A 17,760-nucleotide genomic window follows, 5' to 3' on the forward strand; every position below is an offset into this window, starting at 1 on the left:
CGTCACCTTTTTCCTGAAACGGCTGGCCTCAGCTTTTTGCAGCATTTTTGCCATGGGAGCCAACTGACATGGAACGTCTGACACGCATTCTGGCCGCACTGACCCGCTGGGGTCTGGGCCTGTGCGCGTTGATTCTGGTGTTGATGGCGTTGTACGTCAGCCTCGGCCGGGAACTCGCACCGCTCGTGGCCGAATATCGCGCCGACATCGAAGACAAGGCCAGCGCCGCTCTGGGTATGCCGTTGCAGATCGGAGAGCTTGAAGGCAACTGGAGCGGATTTGCACCGATCCTGTTGGCTCACGATGTCATGGTCGGCGACGGCGCCAATGCCTTGCGCCTGGATCGGGTGCGCGCGGTGCCGGATCTGTGGGCCAGTCTGCTGGCCCGTGAAGTGCGCATCGCTCATCTTGAACTCAACGGCCTGAAGATCAGCCTCAAGGAAGGCGAGGATGGCCATTGGGCGCTGGAAGGCCTGCCGGTGCAGCAGGATCAGCCGATGGATCCCGAGCAACTGTTCAATCGCATGCAAATGGTCCAGCAACTGTCGGTGCTCGACAGTCAGGTGACCTTGCTGCCGCTGGACCAGGCGCCGCTGACGCTCACTTATGTCGGACTCAATCTCAAGACAGGTGCCAATCGGCAACGTCTCGACGCTCGGCTGACATTGCCCGACGGACACCCCGTGGCGCTGAGCCTGCGCACGCGGATTCGTCCGAGTCAGTGGCAGAACAGCGAAGTGGAAGGTTATGTCAGCCTGCCGCAGAGCGACTGGTCGAAATGGCTGCCCGAGCGCATAACCCAGCAATGGAATTTCTCCGAGATCAAGGCCGGTGGCGAGCTTTGGGTCGACTGGCGCGAGGGGACGTTGCAGAGCGCTGCGATCCGTCTCAATGCGCCGCAATTGACCGGTGCCTACGCTGAGCGCAAGCCGATCCAGATCCACAATCTGGCGCTCAACGGCTACTTCCAGCGCGGTCCCGAGGGGGCCACTGTCACGCTTGATTCGCTGGCGATGAATGTCGGTGAAACCCGCTGGGAATCCCATGTCCAGATCAAACAGACCGCCGCCACCGACAACACCGAAGAACTCTGGCATCTGCAGGCTGACCGCCTCGACCTGACCCCGATCACACCTTTGCTCAATGCCCTCGGACCTTTGCCCCAAGGCTTCGCCACCGTGGTCGAGCGCCTGAAAGTGACCGGCGGTCTGCGTAACGTGCTGCTGGATTTCCGGCCGAATGCCACCGACGACAGCAAATTCAGCTTCGCCGCCAACCTCGATCAAGTCGGCTTCGACGCCTACCACGGCGCGCCGGCGGCACGGAATGTCAGCGGCAGCCTTACCGGCAATCTCGGTGGCGGCGAGCTGCGCATGGACAGCAAGGATTTCGTCCTGCACCTCGATCCGATTTTCGCCAAGCCGTGGCAATACATTCAGGCCAACGCCCGGTTGACCTGGAAGCTCGACAAAGAAGGTTTCACCCTGATCGCGCCGTACCTGAAGGTGCTCGGCGAAGAGGGCAAGATTGCCGGCGATTTCCTGATCCGTCTGCATTTCGATCATACCCAGGAAGACTACATGGACCTGCGGGTCGGTCTGGTGGACGGTGATGGTCGTTACACCGCCAAGTACCTGCCTGAAGTCTTGAGCCCGGCCCTCGACGAGTGGCTGCGCACGGCGATTCTCAAAGGCTCGGTGGATCAGGGGTTCTTCCAGTACCAGGGCTCGCTGAACAAGGGGGCCGGAGACGCGGACCGCAGCATCAGCCTGTTTTTCAAGGTGCACGACGCCGAGCTGGCGTTCCAGACAGGCTGGCCGCACGTGAGCAAGGTCAGCGGCGACGTGTTCATCGAAGACAGCGGGGTACGGATCGTCGCCAGCGAAGGCCAGTTGCTCGACACCCGGGTCAACGATGTCTTCGTCAACATCCCCCATGTGCCGAGCGGCGAGCACAGCCACCTGTTCCTCGATGGCGGGTTCGCCGGAGGCCTGGGCGACGGCCTGAAGATTCTTCAGGAAGCGCCGATCGGCACTGCCGACACTTTCGCTGGCTGGGAAGGCGATGGCGATCTGCAAGGCAAGCTCAAACTGGATGTACCCTTGGCCAAGGGCGATCAGCCGAAAATTCTTGTGGACTTCAAAACGGCCAATGCGCGATTGAAACTGGCCGAGCCGAAGCTGGAGCTGAGCCAGCTCAAGGGCGATTTCCGTTTTGACAGCACCAAGGGCCTGAGCGGCCAGAACATCAGTGCCCGGGCCTTCGACAAACCGGTCACCGCACAGATTTTCGCCGATGGCGGCCCCGGCAAGCTCAAGACTCGCGTGGCGGCGTCAGGGCAGGTCGAGGTCAAGAAACTCACGGACTGGCTGAGTGTGACTCAGCCGTTGCCGGTATCCGGGACGATTCCTTATCAGTTGCAAGTGAATCTGGACGGTGCCGACAGTCAATTGATGGTCAGTTCCAATCTGAAAGGGGTGGCGGTGGACCTGCCCGCTCCGTTCGGCCTGAACGCCAGCACCGGGCGTGACACGGTGTTCCGCATGACGCTGCAAGGGCAGGAGCGGCGCTACTGGGTCAACTACGATCAATTGGCCAACTTCACCTTTGCGGCGCCACCGAACAGTTTCGCCGATGGTCGAGGCGAGTTGTTTCTCGGTGTCGGCGAGGCGGTACTGCCTGGCAACAAAGGCTTGCGGGTGCGCGGCGTGTTATCCGAGCTGGACGTCAAACCCTGGCAGGATCTGTTGGAAAAATACGCCGGACAGGATCCCGGCGGCAGTGCCAAGCAATTGCTCAGCAGTGCGGACTTCAAGGTCGGCAAGCTCACGGCGTTCGGCACAACACTGGATCAGGCGGCGGTGCAATTGAACCGCAAGCCCGATGCCTGGGCCCTGGCGCTCGACAGTCAGCAAGCCAAAGGCACGGCGAGCTTGCCCGATGCCAAGGGCGCGCCGATTGCCGTCAATCTGCAATACGTGCGACTGCCGGCGCCGGATCCATCGGTCCAGGCCGACGAAAATTCACCGGACCCGTTAGTCTCGGTCGATCCAACCAAAATCCCGGCGCTGGACATCACCGTCAATCAGCTGTTTCTGGGGCCGGATCTGGTCGGTGGCTGGTCACTGAAAGTGCGACCGACCGCCAAAGGCATTGCCTTGAACAATCTCGATCTGGGCCTCAAAGGCATCCTGTTGCAGGGCAACGGCGGCTGGGAAGGGACGCCCGGTGCCACGACCAGTTGGTACAAGGGCCGGATCGGCGGCAAGAACCTCGCCGATGTGCTCAAGGGCTGGGGCTTTGCGCCAAGCGTGACCAGCGAAGAATTCCACATGGATGTCGACGGACGTTGGCCGGGTTCGCCGGCATGGCTGGCCACCAAGCGTTTCTCCGGCTCGCTCGATGCGTCGCTGAACAAGGGCCAGTTCGTCGAAGTCGAGGGCGGTGCCCAGGCGTTGCGAGTGTTCGGTCTGCTCAATTTCAACTCCATCGGTCGCCGGTTGCGTCTGGACTTTTCCGACCTGTTCGGCAAAGGCTTGAGCTATGACCGGGTCAAGGGATTGCTGGTAGCGAACAATGGCGTTTACGTGACGCAGGAGCCGATCAAGCTCACCGGGCCGTCGAGCAATCTGGAACTCAATGGCACGCTGGATCTGGTCGGCGATCAGGTCGACGCCAAATTGTTGGTGACCTTGCCGGTGACCAACAACCTGCCGATCGCCGCGCTGATCGTCGGTGCACCGGCGGTCGGTGGGGCGCTGTTCCTGATCGACAAGCTGATCGGTGACCGCGTGGCGCGGTTCGCCAGCGTCAAATACACCGTCAAAGGCCCGTGGAAAGAGCCGAAAATCACCTTCGACAAGCCTTTTTGAACAGCCAGCCCCTGAACCGATGGAGTAGCATGGCCGCATACCTCTTGCGGAGTGCGCCATGTCTTTAGCGGTGATTCAAATGGTCAGCCAGAGCGATGTGCTGGCCAATCTGCGCGATGCCCGACGTTTGCTCGAACAAGCGGCCAACGCTGGCGCGAAGCTGGCGGTACTGCCGGAAAACTTCGCGGCCATGGGCCGTCGCGACATCGCCGATATCGGCCGCGCCGAAGCCCTCGGTGAAGGCCCGATCCTGCCGTGGTTGAAACAGACCGCCCGCGACCTCAAGTTATGGATAGTGGCCGGCACCTTGCCGTTGCCGCCCGTGGGGCAGCCCGAAGCCAAGTCCCATGCCTGCTCGTTGTTGGTAGACGATCAGGGCGAATTTGTTGCCCGCTATGACAAGTTGCACCTGTTCGATGTGGACGTGGCGGACAATCGCGGCCGTTACCGCGAATCCGATGACTATGCTTACGGCAGTGGTGTGGTCGTGGCGGATACCCCGGTCGGCCGGCTCGGCCTGACGGTGTGTTACGACCTGCGTTTCCCGGAGTTGTACAGTGAGCTGCGGGCTGCCGGGGCTGAGCTGATTACCGCGCCGTCGGCTTTCACCGCTGTGACAGGGGCGGCGCACTGGGATGTGTTGATCCGCGCACGGGCCATTGAAACCCAGTGCTATGTGCTGGCGGCCGCTCAAGGCGGGACACATCCAGGGCCGCGGGAAACCTTTGGCCACGGGGCGATTGTCGATCCGTGGGGGCGCGTGCTGGCGCAGCAGGAACAAGGCGAAGCCGTGTTGCTGGCCGAGCGTGACAGTGACGAACAGGCGTCCATCCGGGCGCGCATGCCGGTGACGAATCATCGGCGGTTTTTTTCGCAGGGCGCCCAGCGACCTGCTTCAGAACACGAATTTAAGGCGTAAAACCTATGAGCGAGTTGTTGTCCTCAGTCAGTGATCACCTGTTGGCGCCCGGCGGCGTGACGATCGAGAGCCTGCAAGGCGTGCTCGGTGATCTGGCGGGTCCAGGCATCGATGCGGCCGACCTGTATTTCCAGGGGCAGATTTCCGAGTCCTGGTCGCTGGAAGACGGCATCGTCAAGGAAGGCAGTTTCAACCTCGACCAGGGTGTCGGCGTGCGGGCCCAGTCCGGGGAGAAAACCGGTTTTGCCTACAGCAACGCGATCACCCTCGAAGCGCTCGGCGCGGCAGCCCGTGCGGCCCGTTCGATTTCCCGCGCCGGGCAGAACGGAACGGTGCAGGCGTTCAGCACCCAGGACGTCGCCCAGCTGTATGCGCCGGACAACCCGTTGGAAGTGCTGAGCCGCGCTGAAAAAGTTGAACTGCTCAAGCGCATCGACGTGGCGACTCGCGCCCTCGACCCGCGTATCCAGCAGGTCAGCGTGAGCATGGCCGGGGTCTGGGAGCGGATTCTGGTGGCTTCGACCGATGGCGGTCTGGCTGCCGACGTGCGGCCGCTGGTGCGTTTCAACGTCAGCGTGATCGTCGAGCAGAATGGCCGTCGCGAGCGCGGCGGACACGGCGGTGGCGGGCGTACCGACTACCGTTATTTCCTCGCCGAAGACCGCGCCATGGGCTATGCCCGTGAAGCGTTGCGCCAGGCGCTGGTGAATCTGGAAGCGATTCCGGCACCGGCCGGCACCTTGCCGGTGGTTCTGGGGTCGGGCTGGTCCGGTGTGCTGCTGCACGAAGCGGTCGGCCATGGTCTGGAAGGCGATTTCAATCGCAAGGGCAGTTCGGCCTACAGCGGTCGCATGGGCGAAATGGTTGCATCCAAACTTTGCACCATCGTCGATGACGGCACGTTGGCCGGTCGTCGTGGTTCCCTGAGCGTCGACGACGAAGGTACCCCGACCGAGTGCACTACGCTGATCGAATACGGCGTGCTCAAGGGCTACATGCAGGACAAGCTCAATGCGCGCCTGATGGGCGTAGCCCGCACGGGCAACGGTCGCCGCGAATCCTACGCGCACCTGCCGATGCCGCGGATGACCAACACCTACATGCTCGGCGGCCAGAGCGATCCGGCGGAAATCATCGCGTCGGTGAAGAAAGGCATCTACTGCGCCAACCTTGGTGGCGGTCAGGTCGACATCACCAGCGGCAAGTTCGTGTTTTCCACCAGCGAGGCTTACCTGATCGAGGACGGCAAGATCACCGCGCCAGTCAAAGGCGCAACGTTGATCGGCAACGGTCCGGAAGCGATGAGCCGGGTGTCGATGGTCGGTAACGATCTGGCGCTGGACAGCGGTGTGGGCACGTGCGGCAAGGATGGGCAGTCGGTGCCGGTGGGTGTCGGTCAGCCGACCCTGAAAATCGATGCGATCACCGTGGGTGGCACGGGCGCATAAGAAGGGATGGAGCTTCGGGTGGCGCGCAGTGCGGCCACCCGGTGGCGAATATCAGCGCAGACCGCGTTGAGTCTCGTCCAGCTCACGGATGTACTTGAAGATCTTGCGGCTCGAGGCAGGAGGTTTGTTTTGCGCAACCTCGTGCTGGGCCTGACGGATCAGGGAACGCAGTTGCTGGCGGTCGGCGTCCGGGTAATCGACGACGAATTTCTCCAGCACGGCATCGTCACCGGCGATCAGGCGGTCACGCCAGCGTTCGAGGTTGTGGAAACGCTCGTTGTACTGACGGGTCGAGGCATCGAGTTGATCGAGCAAGGTGAGAATGGCGTCAGTGTCCTGATCGCGCATCAGTTTGCCGATGAACTGCAAGTGCCGTTTACGCGCGATGTTCGCGGTGTGCTTGGGCGCATCGGCCAGGGCCCGGCGCAAAGCGTCGGTCAATGGCAGTTTCGCCTGCAAGTCGGGCTTGAGCGTTGTAAGGCGCTCGCCAAGGTCAACCAGAGCATGCAGCTCGCGTTTGACCTGGGATTTGCTTTTTTCTCCCGTATCGAGGGAGTCGTCGTAAGAATCAACCATGGTGGCAGTCCGCAAAGAAACGCCGCCATGATAACCAGTCGGGGGCCGCTTGTCCGGCCCGGTCGCTCGAAGGCCCCAGCCGAAAGCAGAATTTGAGTGGAGATGAGCATGAGTGCAGTTGAAAGCGTCGGCCCACAGGCATTGCCGGCACTGCAGGAACAGGTCGAGCAGATCATCGCCGAAGCCAGGCGTCAGGGCGCCAGTGCCTGCGAAGTGGCAGTGTCGCTGGAGCAGGGGCTGTCAACCTCCGTGCGTCAACGTGAGGTAGAAACGGTCGAGTTCAACCGCGATCAGGGCTTTGGCATCACGTTGTACGTCGGCCAGCGCAAGGGTTCTGCCAGCACGTCTGCCACCGGGCCGGATGCGATTCGCGAGACTGTCGCCGCGGCGCTGGCGATTGCCAGGCACACCTCGGAAGATGAAGCCTCGGGGCTGGCGGATGCCGCCCTGATGGCCCGGGATATTCAGGATTTCGACCTGTTCCACCAATGGGACATCACTCCGGAGCAGGCCATCGAGAAGGCATTGCTCTGTGAAGCCGCGGCGTTCGACGCCGATGCGCGCATCAAGAATGCCGATGGCACCACGTTGAGCACTCATCAGGGCTGCCGTGTGTATGGCAACAGCCACGGTTTCATCGGCGGGTATGCTTCGACGCGACACAGCCTGAGCTGCGTGATGATCGCCGAGGCCGATGGCCAGATGCAGCGCGATTACTGGTATGACGTGAACCGCCAGGGCAGTTTGCTGGCGGATCCGGTGAGCATTGGTCAGCGTGCGGCACAGCGAGCGGCGAGCCGTCTGGGCGCGCGTCCGGTACCGACCTGCGAAGTGCCTGTACTGTTTTCGGCGGAATTGGCGGGTGGGTTGTTCGGCAGCTTCCTGTCGGCCATTTCCGGCGGCAGTCTGTACCGCAAATCGTCGTTCCTCGAAGGCACCCTGGGCCAGAAGCTGTTCCCGGAATGGCTGACCATCGACGAACGCCCGCACCTGATGCGTGCCATGGGCAGTGCTTCCTACGATGGTGACGGTCTGGCGACCTATGCCAAACCGTTCGTCGAGAAAGGCGAGCTGGTGTCGTACATCCTCGGCACCTATTCCGGTCGTAAACTCGGTATGCCGAGCACCGCCAACGCGGGCGGCGTACACAACCTGTTCGTCACTCATGGTGATGAAGACCAGGCTGCCTTGCTGCGGCGTATGGGGCGTGGCCTGTTGGTCACCGAGTTGATGGGCCATGGTTTGAACATGGTGACCGGTGATTACTCGCGCGGTGCGGCGGGTTTCTGGGTCGAGAACGGTGAGATCCAGTTCGCGGTGCAGGAAGTGACCATCGCCGGCAACATGCGCGACATGTTCAAGCAGATCGTCGCAGTCGGTAATGATCTGGAGCTGCGCAGCAACATTCGCACCGGTTCGGTGTTGATCGAGAAGATGACTGTCGCGGGCAGCTAAGTTTCCGACAGGCAAACAAAAGGCGCGCCACCCAATCCGGTGGCGCGCCTTTTTTGTGTCTGCAATTTTTTCCGGATGGACAAGGCCGCTTAAAACCTACGCTTGTTTTGGTTCTCATTATCATCTAATAATAAATCTCATTATCGGATGAGCCCAGGATCATGAGTTCTGCCTTGCACGAGCAGCCGTACCTCGAAAGCTGGCGCTGGATGAGTCGCCAGATCCGTTGCGCCATGGACCCGGACGAACCGCGCCTGATCGAGCACTACCTGGCCGAAGGCCGGTATCTGGCCTGCTGCACGGCGACCTCGCCCTGGACTGTCGCTGAAACCTCTTTCCGCCTGCTGCTCGACACGGCCACCGACATCGCTCTGCCGTGGCACTGGCGCAGTCTCTGTCTCGATCAGGCCTGGCGCCCATTGCGTGAAATGGAGCGCCTGACGCTGTGCAAATGCCGGCTTAAACGCTGGCAAAGCTACGCCTGGCAGCTCGCCACTTGCGAGTTGCAACCCTCGATTCCCCTTATTGAACTGGTGCAAGGATTTTCAGATGACCAAAACACGTATTGAGCGTGACAGCATGGGCGAACTGCAGGTGCCGGTGGACGCTCTCTACGGCGCGCAGACCCAGCGTGCAGTGGATAACTTCCCGATCAGCGGCAAACCGATGCCGACCTCGTTCATCCGTGCGCTGATTCTGGCAAAAGCCGCCGCCGCACGGGCCAACGTCGAACTCAACCAGCTCAGCGCCGCTCAAGGCAAAGCCATCAGCGATGCCGCCCAGGGTCTGCTCGAAGGCGACTTCATGCAGCATTTCCCGGTGGATATCTTCCAGACCGGTTCCGGCACCAGCTCCAACATGAACGCCAACGAAGTGATCGCCACCCTGGCCAGTCGCCTGCTCGACGAACCAATCAATCCTAACGATCACGTCAACTGCGGGCAGAGCAGCAACGACATCATCCCGACCACCATCCACGTCAGCGCCGCACTGGCGCTGCACGAGCAGTTGCTGCCGGCCCTGCTGCATCTGGTACAAGTCATCGAGCGCAAGGCCGAACAGGTGCATCACCACGTCAAGACCGGCCGTACTCACTTGATGGACGCCATGCCGGTGCGCATGAGCCAGGTGCTCAACGGTTGGGCGCAGCAGCTCAAGGCCAATATCAGTCATCTGCAGGATTTGCTGCCAAGCCTGCAATCCCTGGCTCAGGGCGGCACGGCGGTCGGCACCGGAATCAACGCGCATCCGGAATTCGCTGCGCGTTTCAGCCGCCAATTGAGCCAGTTGACCAACGTCCAGTTCACCCCGGGCAAGGACCTGTTCGCGCTGATCGGCTCGCAGGACACAGCCGTGGCCGTGTCGGGTCAGCTCAAGGCCACCGCCGTCTCGCTGATGAAAATCGCCAACGACCTGCGCTGGATGAACTCCGGCCCGCTCGCCGGCCTTGGCGAAATCGAACTGGAAGGCTTGCAGCCGGGCTCGTCGATCATGCCGGGCAAGGTCAATCCGGTGATTCCGGAAGCCACTGCGATGGTGGCGGCGCAAGTCATCGGCAACGATTCGGTGATCACCATCGCCGGTCAGTCAGGCAACTTTGAACTGAACGTGATGCTGCCGATCATCGCTCAGAACCTGTTGAGCAGCATCGAATTGCTGGCCAACTCCAGCCGTCTGTTGGCCGACAAGGCCATCGCCAGTTTCAAGGTCAACGAGTCGCGTCTCAAGGAAGCGCTGTCGCGCAACCCGATTCTGGTCACAGCGCTCAACCCGATCATCGGTTACCAGAAAGCCGCGGAAATCGCCAAGCAGGCCTACAAACAGGGCCGTCCGGTGATTGACGTTGCGCTGGAACACACCGACCTGTCGCGCAGCCAGCTGGAAGAGTTGCTCAATCCCGAGAAACTCACCGCCGGCGGCGTGTAAGCACCGCAATCGCTTTGGAGGTTCACCATGGAGCACTGGAAACGCACGATCGAACGGGCCAATCGCTGCTTCATGCTGGGCGAACTGATCGACGCCCGCGAGGCCTATCTGCAAGCGCTGGCCCTGGCCCAGGTGCTGTTCGAGCGCTGGGGCGATGCCGACGAAGCGGTGGCGGCCTGCGTTATTTCCCATCACAACCTGGCCGACCTGCATCTGCGCCTGAACCAGCCGGAGGAGAGCGCCGAATACCTGTGCGCGATCCACCAGCGCCTGTTGCAGACCATGCAGGATGAGCGTCTGCGCCCGGCGCTGCGTGAAGCGGCGCTGCGCCAGAGCAGCAAGACCTATGTCGAGCTGCTCAACTTCATCAGCGAGCACGGCGAATACCCGCGCACCCAGCGTCTGCTGCACCCGGATACCGGCAATGCACGCCGCGTGCCTGCTCAATATCACCATGGAGTCCACTGATATGGCCTTTACCCTGCCAGCACTGCCTTATGCCTACGACGCACTGGAACCGCACATCGATGCGCAGACCATGGAGATTCATTACACCAAGCATCACCAGACCTACATCAACAACCTGAACGCCGCAGTCGAGGGCACTGAATACGCCGAGTGGCCGGTGGAAAAGCTGGTGGCCAGCGTTCAGCAACTGCCGGAAACGTTGCGTGCGGCGGTCATCAACCAGGGCGGGGGTCATGCCAACCATTCGCTGTTCTGGGAAGTGATGGTGCCCAACGGTGGGGGCAAGCCGAACGGAGCGCTGGCCAGGGCGATCGATGAGCAACTGGGTGGTCTCGACAGCTTCAAGGAAGCCTTCACCAAAGCTGCGCTGACCCGCTTCGGCAGCGGCTGGGCGTGGCTCAGTGTCACTGCGGACAAGAAGCTGGTGGTGGAAAGCAGCGGTAACCAGGACAGCCCGCTGATGAGCGGCAACACGCCGATTCTCGGACTCGACGTGTGGGAACACGCCTACTACCTGCGTTATCAGAACCGCCGCCCGGAATACATCAGCGCGTTCTACAACGTGATCAATTGGCCTGAAGTCGCTGCGCGTTATCAGGCTGCGCTGGTTTAGGTCGTCTATAAAACACTCCAGGGCTGACTATGGGCACTGAAACACTGGCGATCGGAAGTGGGCGTATGTTCCGTTACGCATTCGGGTCGCTGCTGCTGTTGGCGGGCATGACCTTGCTGGTGGCTCACGGACTCGAATGGCTGAACCTGGAGCCGAAACTGTCCCGGGCATTGCAGGGCGGTGCGATCTGCGCTCTTGGTACGGCACTCGGGGCGGTTCCGGTGCTGGTGATCCGCAACATGCCTCAGGTGTTAGGCGATACGCTGTTGGGGTTTGGCGCTGGCGTGATGCTGGCGGCGACCGCGTTTTCGCTGATCGTGCCGGGGATTGCCGCCGCAGAAAGCCTGGGGCTGAGCCCTTGGGGCGCCAGTGGTCTGATCTGTTTCGGCATCATGCTCGGTGCTTTCGGCCTGTATCTGGTGGACCGCAAGTTGTCCGGCGCGTCACCGGAGATGCTGATCGGCAGTGTCGAGCATCCGGTGATTCCCCCACGGATCTGGCTGTTCGTGTTTGCCATCATTGCCCATAACATTCCGGAAGGCATGGCCGTCGGCGTCAGCGCTGGCGGCGGCATGCAGGACGCTGACAGCCTGGCGATGGGTATCGCCTTGCAGGACGTGCCGGAAGGGCTGGTGATTGCGCTGGTGCTGGCCGGGGCAGGGATGTCGCGGGTCAATGCGTTTCTGATCGGGGCGGCCTCAGGTCTGGTCGAACCGGTGTTCGCCCTGCTGTGTGCGTGGCTGGTCAGCCTGGCGGAATTGTTGTTGCCCCTGGGATTGGCGCTGGCGGCCGGGGCAATGTTGCTGGTGGTGACCCACGAAGTGATCCCGGAGTCGCGACGCAATGGTCACGACAAGCTGGCGAGTCTGGGATTGCTGATGGGGTTCTGTCTGATGATGGTGATGGATACGGCGTTGGGATAAGTATGGCGAGAGAGAACGCTCTCGCCAAAATGGACTTTCAGCCGCCTTCGTCGAAGTAGTTGTTGATCAGGGCGACGAGTGCATCCATGGCTTCCTGTTCCTGATGACCCTCGGTACTCAGGTAGATTTTGGTGCCCTTGCCGGCCGCGAGCATCATCATCGCCATGATGCTTTTGCCATCAACCGTGGTTTCGGGGGTGCGACCTACTCTGATCGTGCAGTCGGGATACTGACCCGCCACGCCCACGAACTTTGCCGACGCCCGGGCATGCAGTCCCAGTTTGTTGATGATTTCGATTTCCAGAGCAGGCATCGCGGTGTGAATCCTTTAGCTGAGGTCGCGGTGGCGGACCTGGACGTTTTTCAGGGTTTTCTGCAGGGCCTGACCCAGACGTTCGGTCAGGTAGACGGAGCGGTGATGCCCGCCGGTGCAGCCAATGGCAATGGTCACGTAGGCACGATTGCTCGCAGCGAAGCGCGGCAGCCATTTGAACAGATAGGCGTAGATGTCCTGAAACATCTCTTCGACTTCCGGCTGCGCCGCCAGGTACTCGGCCACCGGCTCATCGAGCCCGGACTGTGCGCGCAGCTCCGGTTTCCAGTACGGGTTGGGCAGGCAGCGTACATCGAACACCAGATCCGCATCCACCGGCATGCCGCGTTTGAAACCGAACGACTCCACCAGAAATGCCGTGCCCGGTTCAGGCTGGTTCAGCAGCCGCAGCTTGATGGTGTCGCGCAACTGATACAGGTTCAGATTGGTGGTATTGACCTTCAGGTCGGCCAGATCGGCGATGGGGCCCAGCAGGGCGGTTTCATCGTCGATTGCCTCGGCCAGCGAACGGTTGGCGCTGCTCAGCGGGTGACGGCGACGGGTTTCCGAGAAACGCTTGAGCAGGGTTTCTTCGTCGGCGTCCAGGTACAGGACGTCGCACTGGATGTGTCGACTGCGAACTTCTTCAAGCAACTCCGGGAAGCGCGAGAGGTGGCTTGGCAGGTTGCGTGCATCGATCGATACCGCGACCAGTGGTTGAGACAGTTCAGTATGAATCAGCGCGCGCTCCGCCAGCTCCGGCAACAGGCCGGCCGGCAGATTGTCGATGCAGTAGTAACCGTTGTCCTCAAGGACATCCAGTGCGGTGCTTTTGCCCGAGCCGGAACGGCCACTGACGATGATCAAGCGCATGTTTAGTGCCCGTTTTGCTCGTCCAGGACAACCTGATACAAGGCTTCGTTAGTCGTGGCGCGACGCAGTTTCTCGCGCACTTCCTTGCGGTCGAGCATGCTGGCGATCTGGCGCAGCAGCTCCAGGTGCGCATCGGTGGCAGCTTCCGGGACCAGCAACACGAACAGCAGGTCGACCGGTGCGCCATCGATGGCATCGAAATCTATTGGGGCTTCCAGGTGCATCAGGGCACTGATGGGCGATTCACAGCCCTTGAGGCGACAGTGGGGAATGGCGATGCCGTTGCCAAAACCCGTCGAGCCGAGTTTTTCACGGGCAATCAGCGCCTCGAAGACATCTTGCATCTCCAGATCCGGGACTTCCCGGGCGATCAGGTTGGCAATTTGTTCGAGGGCTTTCTTTTTACTGCCGCCCGGCACGTTCACCAGGGAACGGCCGGGGGTCAGGATGCTTTCAAGTCGGATCATGGGGGTGGGGGTTATCGACCGGTAGCGCCCTGGAGCAGGCTCTGGGTCTTTTCCTTATGCTTTTTGAGTTGTTTATCAAGCTTGTCGGTCAGCGCGTCGATCGCTGCGTACATATCGGTATGTTCCGCGTTTGCGACGACCTCGTTGCCGGGAATATGCAGCGTGGCTTCGATTTTCTGCTTCAGCTTTTCGACGCACATCGTGACTTGCACGTTGGTGATCTTGTCGAAATGTCCCTCAAGCCTCTTGAGCTTTTGCTCAACGTACTCACGGAGAGGTTGGGTAACTTCCAGTTGGTGTCCACTGATGTTGACTTGCATACAGCTTCTCCTTCGTTGCCAGTGCATAAAGCGGCAGGCCGAAGAGCCTGCCACTGGAACGCTGTAACGTGGCTTACATCAACCGCTTGCGTTCGCTCGAAGGCGCGATTCCCAGGGATTCGCGGTACTTGGCGACGGTGCGGCGAGCCACCTGAATGCCTTGTGCCTCCAGTAAACCAGCGATCTTGCTGTCACTCAACGGCTTTTTCTGATTTTCCGCGGCGACCAGTTTCTTGATGATCGCGCGGATCGCCGTGGACGAGCATTCGCCGCCTTCGGAGGTGCTGACATGGCTGGAGAAAAAGTATTTCAGTTCATATATGCCCCGCGGGGTATGCATGAATTTTTGCGTGGTCACCCGGGAAATCGTCGACTCGTGCATACCCACCGCTTCAGCGATGTCGTGCAGCACCAGTGGCTTCATGGCTTCGTCGCCGTACTCCAGGAATCCGCGCTGATGTTCGACGATCTGAGTGGCTACCTTCATCAGGGTTTCGTTGCGACTCTGCAGACTCTTGATGAACCAGCGGGCTTCCTGCAACTGATTGCGCATGAAGGTATTGTCGGCGCTGGTGTCGGCGCGGCGCACGAAACCGGCGTATTGGGCGTTGACCCGCAGGCGTGGCACGGATTCCTGGTTCAGCTCGACGAGCCAGCGCTCGTTGTCCTTGCGCACGATCACGTCGGGTACCACGTATTCGGCTTCGGTGGACTCGATTTGCGAGCCGGGGCGCGGGTTGAGGCTCTGGACCAGTTCGATGACCTGGCGCAGTTCATCTTCCTTGAGCTTCATGCGCCGCATCAACTGGCTGTAGTCGCGGCTGCCGAGCAGGTCGATGTAATCGGTGACCAGACGCTTGGCTTCCGCCAGCCAGGGGGTCTTGGTCGATAGCTGGCGCAATTGCAGCAGCAGGCATTCACTCAGGTTGCGGGCGCCGATGCCGGCGGGTTCAAACTGCTGGATGCGATGCAGGACGGCTTCGATCTCGTCCAGCTCGATGTCGAGTTCCGGATCAAATGCGTCGAGGATTTCTTCGAGGGTTTCGTCGAGGTAGCCCTGATTATTGATGCAGTCGATCAGGGTGACAGCGATCAGGCGGTCGGTGTCGGACATCGGCGCCAGGTTCAGTTGCCACAGCAAGTGGCTTTGCAGGCTTTCACCGGCAGAGGTGCGGGTGGTGAAATCCCACTCGTCGTCATCGCTGCTGGGCAGGCTGCTGGCGCTGGTCTGGTAGACATCTTCCCAGGCGGTGTCCACAGGGAGTTCGTTGGGGATGCGCTCGTTCCATTCGCCGTCCTCGAGATTGTCGACCGTCGGCGCGGTTTCCTGATAGGAAGGTTCCTGGATCTCGGTGTTGGGTTTCTGTTCGGCGTTGTCGGCCAGCGGGTCGGAATTGTCGAAGTCGTCGCCGTCTTCCTGGCGTTCGAGCATCGGGTTGGATTCCAGCGCCTCCTGGATTTCCTGTTGCAGATCCAGGGTCGACAATTGGAGCAGGCGGATGGCCTGTTGCAGCTGCGGTGTCATCGTCAGCTGCTGGCCCATTCTCAAGACTAGCGATGGTTTCATGGCAGGGGCTTAACACCTTATTCGCCGGCGCTATGCGCCATCCACTACAGGGCGCCGGAGCGCCAAACTTAAGCAAATTATATGCCTGAAACTGTCGTGTTTGCCTAGAGCGCTGTAACAATAAAAGCCTATAAAAATGCGCTTCAACGTTACAGCACCCGGACGGCCGCTCGAATACCGTCGCGCTTACAGGCGGAACTCGTGACCCAGGTACACTTCCTTCACCAGATCGTTGGCGAGGATGGTCGCGGAGTCGCCTTCGGCAATCAGTTGGCCGTCGTTGACGATGTAGGCTGTTTCGCAAATATCCAGCGTCTCGCGGACGTTGTGGTCGGTGATCAGCACACCGATGCCCTTGGCCTTGAGGTGGTGGATGATCTGCTTGATGTCGCCCACGGAGATCGGGTCGACACCGGCGAATGGTTCGTCGAGCAGAATGAACTTCGGTGCCGTAGCCAGTGCGCGAGCGATCTCCACGCGGCGGCGCTCACCACCGGACAGGCTCATGCCGAGGTTGTCGCGAATGTGGCTGATGTGGAATTCCTGCAGCAGGCTTTCCAGCTCCTTGCGACGACCGGCCTTGTCGAGCTCCTGACGGGTCTCGAGGATGGCCATGATGTTGTCGGCGACCGACAGTTTGCGAAAGATCGACGCTTCCTGCGGCAGATAACCGATACCGGCTTTCGCGCGACCGTGCATGGGCTGGTGACTGACGTCCAGGTCGTCGATCAGTACGCGACCCTGATCGGCCTGAACCAGGCCGACGATCATGTAGAAGCACGTGGTCTTGCCGGCGCCGTTCGGGCCGAGCAGACCGACGATCTGACCGCTGTCAATCGACAGGCTGACGTCGCGCACGACCTGGCGGCTTTTATAGGCCTTGGCCAGGTGCTGAGCTTTCAGAGTTGCCATTACTGGGTTTTCTCGTCGGTTTTCTTCTTCGGCTGGATCACCATGTCGATGCGCGGACGCGCTTCGGTGACCTTGCTGCCAGTGGCTCGACCGGCGCTGGCCAGTTTTTTCACCGTGTCATAGACGATTTTCTCGCCCTGAGTGGTGTTGTTGTCCTTGTCGACGACTTTTGCCTTGTCGATCAGCACGACGCGGTTCTGCGCAGCGTGGTACTGAATCGTCACGCCCCAGCCCTGGACGGGTTTGGCATCACCGGCAGTCTGCAGCTGCTCGAAGTAGGCGAGGTTGCCCACCGAAGTCACGACGTCGATGTCACCGTTAGGCGCACGGGTCATGGTCACGGTGTTGCCTTTGACGATCATCGAGCCCTGGGTGATGATCACATCGCCCTTATAGGTCGCGATGCCATTCTTGTCATCGAGCTGAGCGTCGTCAGCCTGGATGCGGATCGGTTGCTGACTATCGTTCGGCAGAGCCCAGGCGCTCACGCTTCCCAGTGCTGCGCCCAGACTGAGCAAAATAGGGAGGGTTTTAACGAGCCTCATACTGTCCTCTTACGTTCGATAGCAGGTGTATCCTGCTTTCCTTCAAATACGCTTTCATTCCCACGCCGGTCGATACACCGCCAGCGCCGTCGATTCTAACGGGTTGCTGGGTCTGCGCATATTGCTGCTGAGGGAACACCGTCATTCGGGTGCTGGTGATCAGGGTGTCGCGGTTCTTTTCGTCGGTACGCTTGATCCGGACCGAGTCGATCAGTTCGACTTCGGTGCCTCCGGAGTTCACTTCGCCGCGCTCGCTGGTCACGTGCCACGGGAAGTCGGTGCCGCGGTACATGTTCAGGTCGGGCCGGGTGACCAGTGTAATGTCGGTCGCCTTGACGTGCTCGGCCTTCTCGGACGTCATTTCGTACTGCACCTTGCCATCTTCCAGATACTGCAAGGTGTGGGTGTTGGTCGCGTACCAGTCGATCGGGCTTTCTGCTGCGGAGACAGGAGGCTTGTCGAGGAAGCGTTCCGGGCTGATGTTCCAGTAGCCGACTGCGCCGAAAATCGCAGCGATGCAACCGAACAGCAGTATGTTGCGAAATTTTTTGCTAAACATGGTT

The 17,760-nt window shown here is 60.6% G+C and carries 18 protein-coding genes; 9 read left to right on the forward strand and 9 right to left on the reverse strand.

What is annotated here, in order from left to right:
- Window positions 1–68: 68 nt before the first annotated feature.
- The 3 genes from ACSPX5_RS28180 to tldD are packed head-to-tail and all read left to right on the forward strand — an operon-like array spanning window position 69 to window position 6,239.
- Entirely contained in the window at window positions 69–3,872 is a 3,804-nt protein-coding gene (locus tag ACSPX5_RS28180) for a YhdP family protein (protein WP_439820685.1), read from the forward strand.
- A 58-nt stretch (window positions 3,873–3,930) separates the two neighbouring features.
- Window positions 3,931–4,791 (forward strand): carbon-nitrogen hydrolase family protein, encoded by an 861-nt coding sequence (locus tag ACSPX5_RS28185; protein WP_207865230.1) that lies wholly within the window; start codon window positions 3,931–3,933, stop codon window positions 4,789–4,791.
- 5 nt (window positions 4,792–4,796) lie between these two features.
- Window positions 4,797–6,239, forward strand: coding sequence for a metalloprotease TldD (gene tldD, locus ACSPX5_RS28190; RefSeq protein WP_439820686.1), 1,443 nt, complete (start codon window positions 4,797–4,799; stop codon window positions 6,237–6,239).
- A gap of 51 nt (window positions 6,240–6,290) precedes the next feature.
- Here tldD and yjgA read toward each other — a convergent pair whose 3' ends face one another.
- The gene (gene yjgA, locus ACSPX5_RS28195; RefSeq protein WP_007953598.1) at window positions 6,291–6,815 is read right to left on the reverse strand and encodes a ribosome biogenesis factor YjgA; all 525 of its coding nucleotides are present in this window, start codon (window positions 6,813–6,815) and stop codon (window positions 6,291–6,293) included.
- Between the two features lie 108 nt (window positions 6,816–6,923).
- Here yjgA and pmbA point away from each other — a divergent pair, with 108 nt between their 5' ends.
- From pmbA to ACSPX5_RS28225, 6 genes are all read left to right on the forward strand, one after another.
- A complete protein-coding gene (gene pmbA / locus ACSPX5_RS28200; RefSeq protein ID WP_432760319.1) occupies window positions 6,924–8,270 on the forward strand; it encodes a metalloprotease PmbA in 1,347 nt (448 codons plus the stop codon).
- Window positions 8,271–8,431: 161 nt separating this feature from the next.
- Window positions 8,432–8,839, forward strand: a complete 408-nt coding sequence (locus tag ACSPX5_RS28205) for a FagA protein (RefSeq protein WP_439820687.1) — start codon at window positions 8,432–8,434, stop codon at window positions 8,837–8,839.
- Window positions 8,820–10,196: a class II fumarate hydratase gene (locus ACSPX5_RS28210; protein WP_439820688.1), complete on the forward strand. Its 1,377-nt coding sequence runs from the start codon at window positions 8,820–8,822 to the stop codon at window positions 10,194–10,196. The genes ACSPX5_RS28205 and ACSPX5_RS28210 overlap by 20 nt, the downstream gene beginning before the upstream one ends.
- 27 nt (window positions 10,197–10,223) lie before the next feature.
- Window positions 10,224–10,664, forward strand: coding sequence for a hypothetical protein (locus ACSPX5_RS28215; protein WP_169428865.1), 441 nt, complete (start codon window positions 10,224–10,226; stop codon window positions 10,662–10,664).
- A gap of 1 nt (window position 10,665) precedes the next feature.
- Window positions 10,666–11,277: a superoxide dismutase gene (locus ACSPX5_RS28220; protein WP_323160023.1), complete on the forward strand. Its 612-nt coding sequence runs from the start codon at window positions 10,666–10,668 to the stop codon at window positions 11,275–11,277.
- A 29-nt stretch (window positions 11,278–11,306) separates the two neighbouring features.
- Window positions 11,307–12,200, forward strand: coding sequence for a ZIP family metal transporter (locus ACSPX5_RS28225; protein WP_323160022.1), 894 nt, complete (start codon window positions 11,307–11,309; stop codon window positions 12,198–12,200).
- 37 nt (window positions 12,201–12,237) lie between these two features.
- On the opposite strand, the gene ACSPX5_RS28230 is transcribed toward ACSPX5_RS28225, so the two are convergent.
- The 8 genes from ACSPX5_RS28230 to lptC form a co-directional block, all read right to left on the reverse strand.
- Window positions 12,238–12,513, reverse strand: a complete 276-nt coding sequence (locus ACSPX5_RS28230; RefSeq protein ID WP_169428867.1) for an HPr family phosphocarrier protein — start codon at window positions 12,511–12,513, stop codon at window positions 12,238–12,240.
- A gap of 15 nt (window positions 12,514–12,528) precedes the next feature.
- Window positions 12,529–13,386, reverse strand: a complete 858-nt coding sequence (rapZ, locus tag ACSPX5_RS28235; protein WP_169428868.1) for an RNase adapter RapZ — start codon at window positions 13,384–13,386, stop codon at window positions 12,529–12,531.
- 2 nt (window positions 13,387–13,388) lie between these two features.
- A complete protein-coding gene (gene ptsN, locus ACSPX5_RS28240) occupies window positions 13,389–13,853 on the reverse strand; it encodes a PTS IIA-like nitrogen regulatory protein PtsN (RefSeq protein WP_169428869.1) in 465 nt (154 codons plus the stop codon).
- An 11-nt stretch (window positions 13,854–13,864) separates the two neighbouring features.
- Window positions 13,865–14,173: a ribosome hibernation-promoting factor, HPF/YfiA family gene (gene hpf, locus ACSPX5_RS28245; protein ID WP_007953578.1), complete on the reverse strand. Its 309-nt coding sequence runs from the start codon at window positions 14,171–14,173 to the stop codon at window positions 13,865–13,867.
- A gap of 73 nt (window positions 14,174–14,246) precedes the next feature.
- Window positions 14,247–15,740 (reverse strand): RNA polymerase factor sigma-54, encoded by a 1,494-nt coding sequence (locus tag ACSPX5_RS28250; RefSeq protein ID WP_169428870.1) that lies wholly within the window; start codon window positions 15,738–15,740, stop codon window positions 14,247–14,249.
- A gap of 186 nt (window positions 15,741–15,926) precedes the next feature.
- The gene (gene lptB, locus ACSPX5_RS28255; RefSeq protein ID WP_007953572.1) at window positions 15,927–16,652 is read right to left on the reverse strand and encodes an LPS export ABC transporter ATP-binding protein; all 726 of its coding nucleotides are present in this window, start codon (window positions 16,650–16,652) and stop codon (window positions 15,927–15,929) included.
- The gene (gene lptA, locus ACSPX5_RS28260) at window positions 16,652–17,197 is read right to left on the reverse strand and encodes a lipopolysaccharide transport periplasmic protein LptA (protein ID WP_169428871.1); all 546 of its coding nucleotides are present in this window, start codon (window positions 17,195–17,197) and stop codon (window positions 16,652–16,654) included. The genes lptB and lptA overlap by 1 nt, the downstream gene beginning before the upstream one ends.
- On the reverse strand, window positions 17,184–17,756 hold the full coding sequence (lptC, locus tag ACSPX5_RS28265; protein WP_323160020.1) for an LPS export ABC transporter periplasmic protein LptC: 573 nt from the start codon (window positions 17,754–17,756) through the stop codon (window positions 17,184–17,186). Before lptC ends, lptA begins: the two co-directional genes overlap by 14 nt.
- Window positions 17,757–17,760 lie beyond the last annotated feature (4 nt).

Source organism: Pseudomonas sp. HLG18, from assembly GCF_051903985.1.
Taxonomy (GTDB): domain Bacteria; phylum Pseudomonadota; class Gammaproteobacteria; order Pseudomonadales; family Pseudomonadaceae; genus Aquipseudomonas; species Aquipseudomonas fluorescens_BT.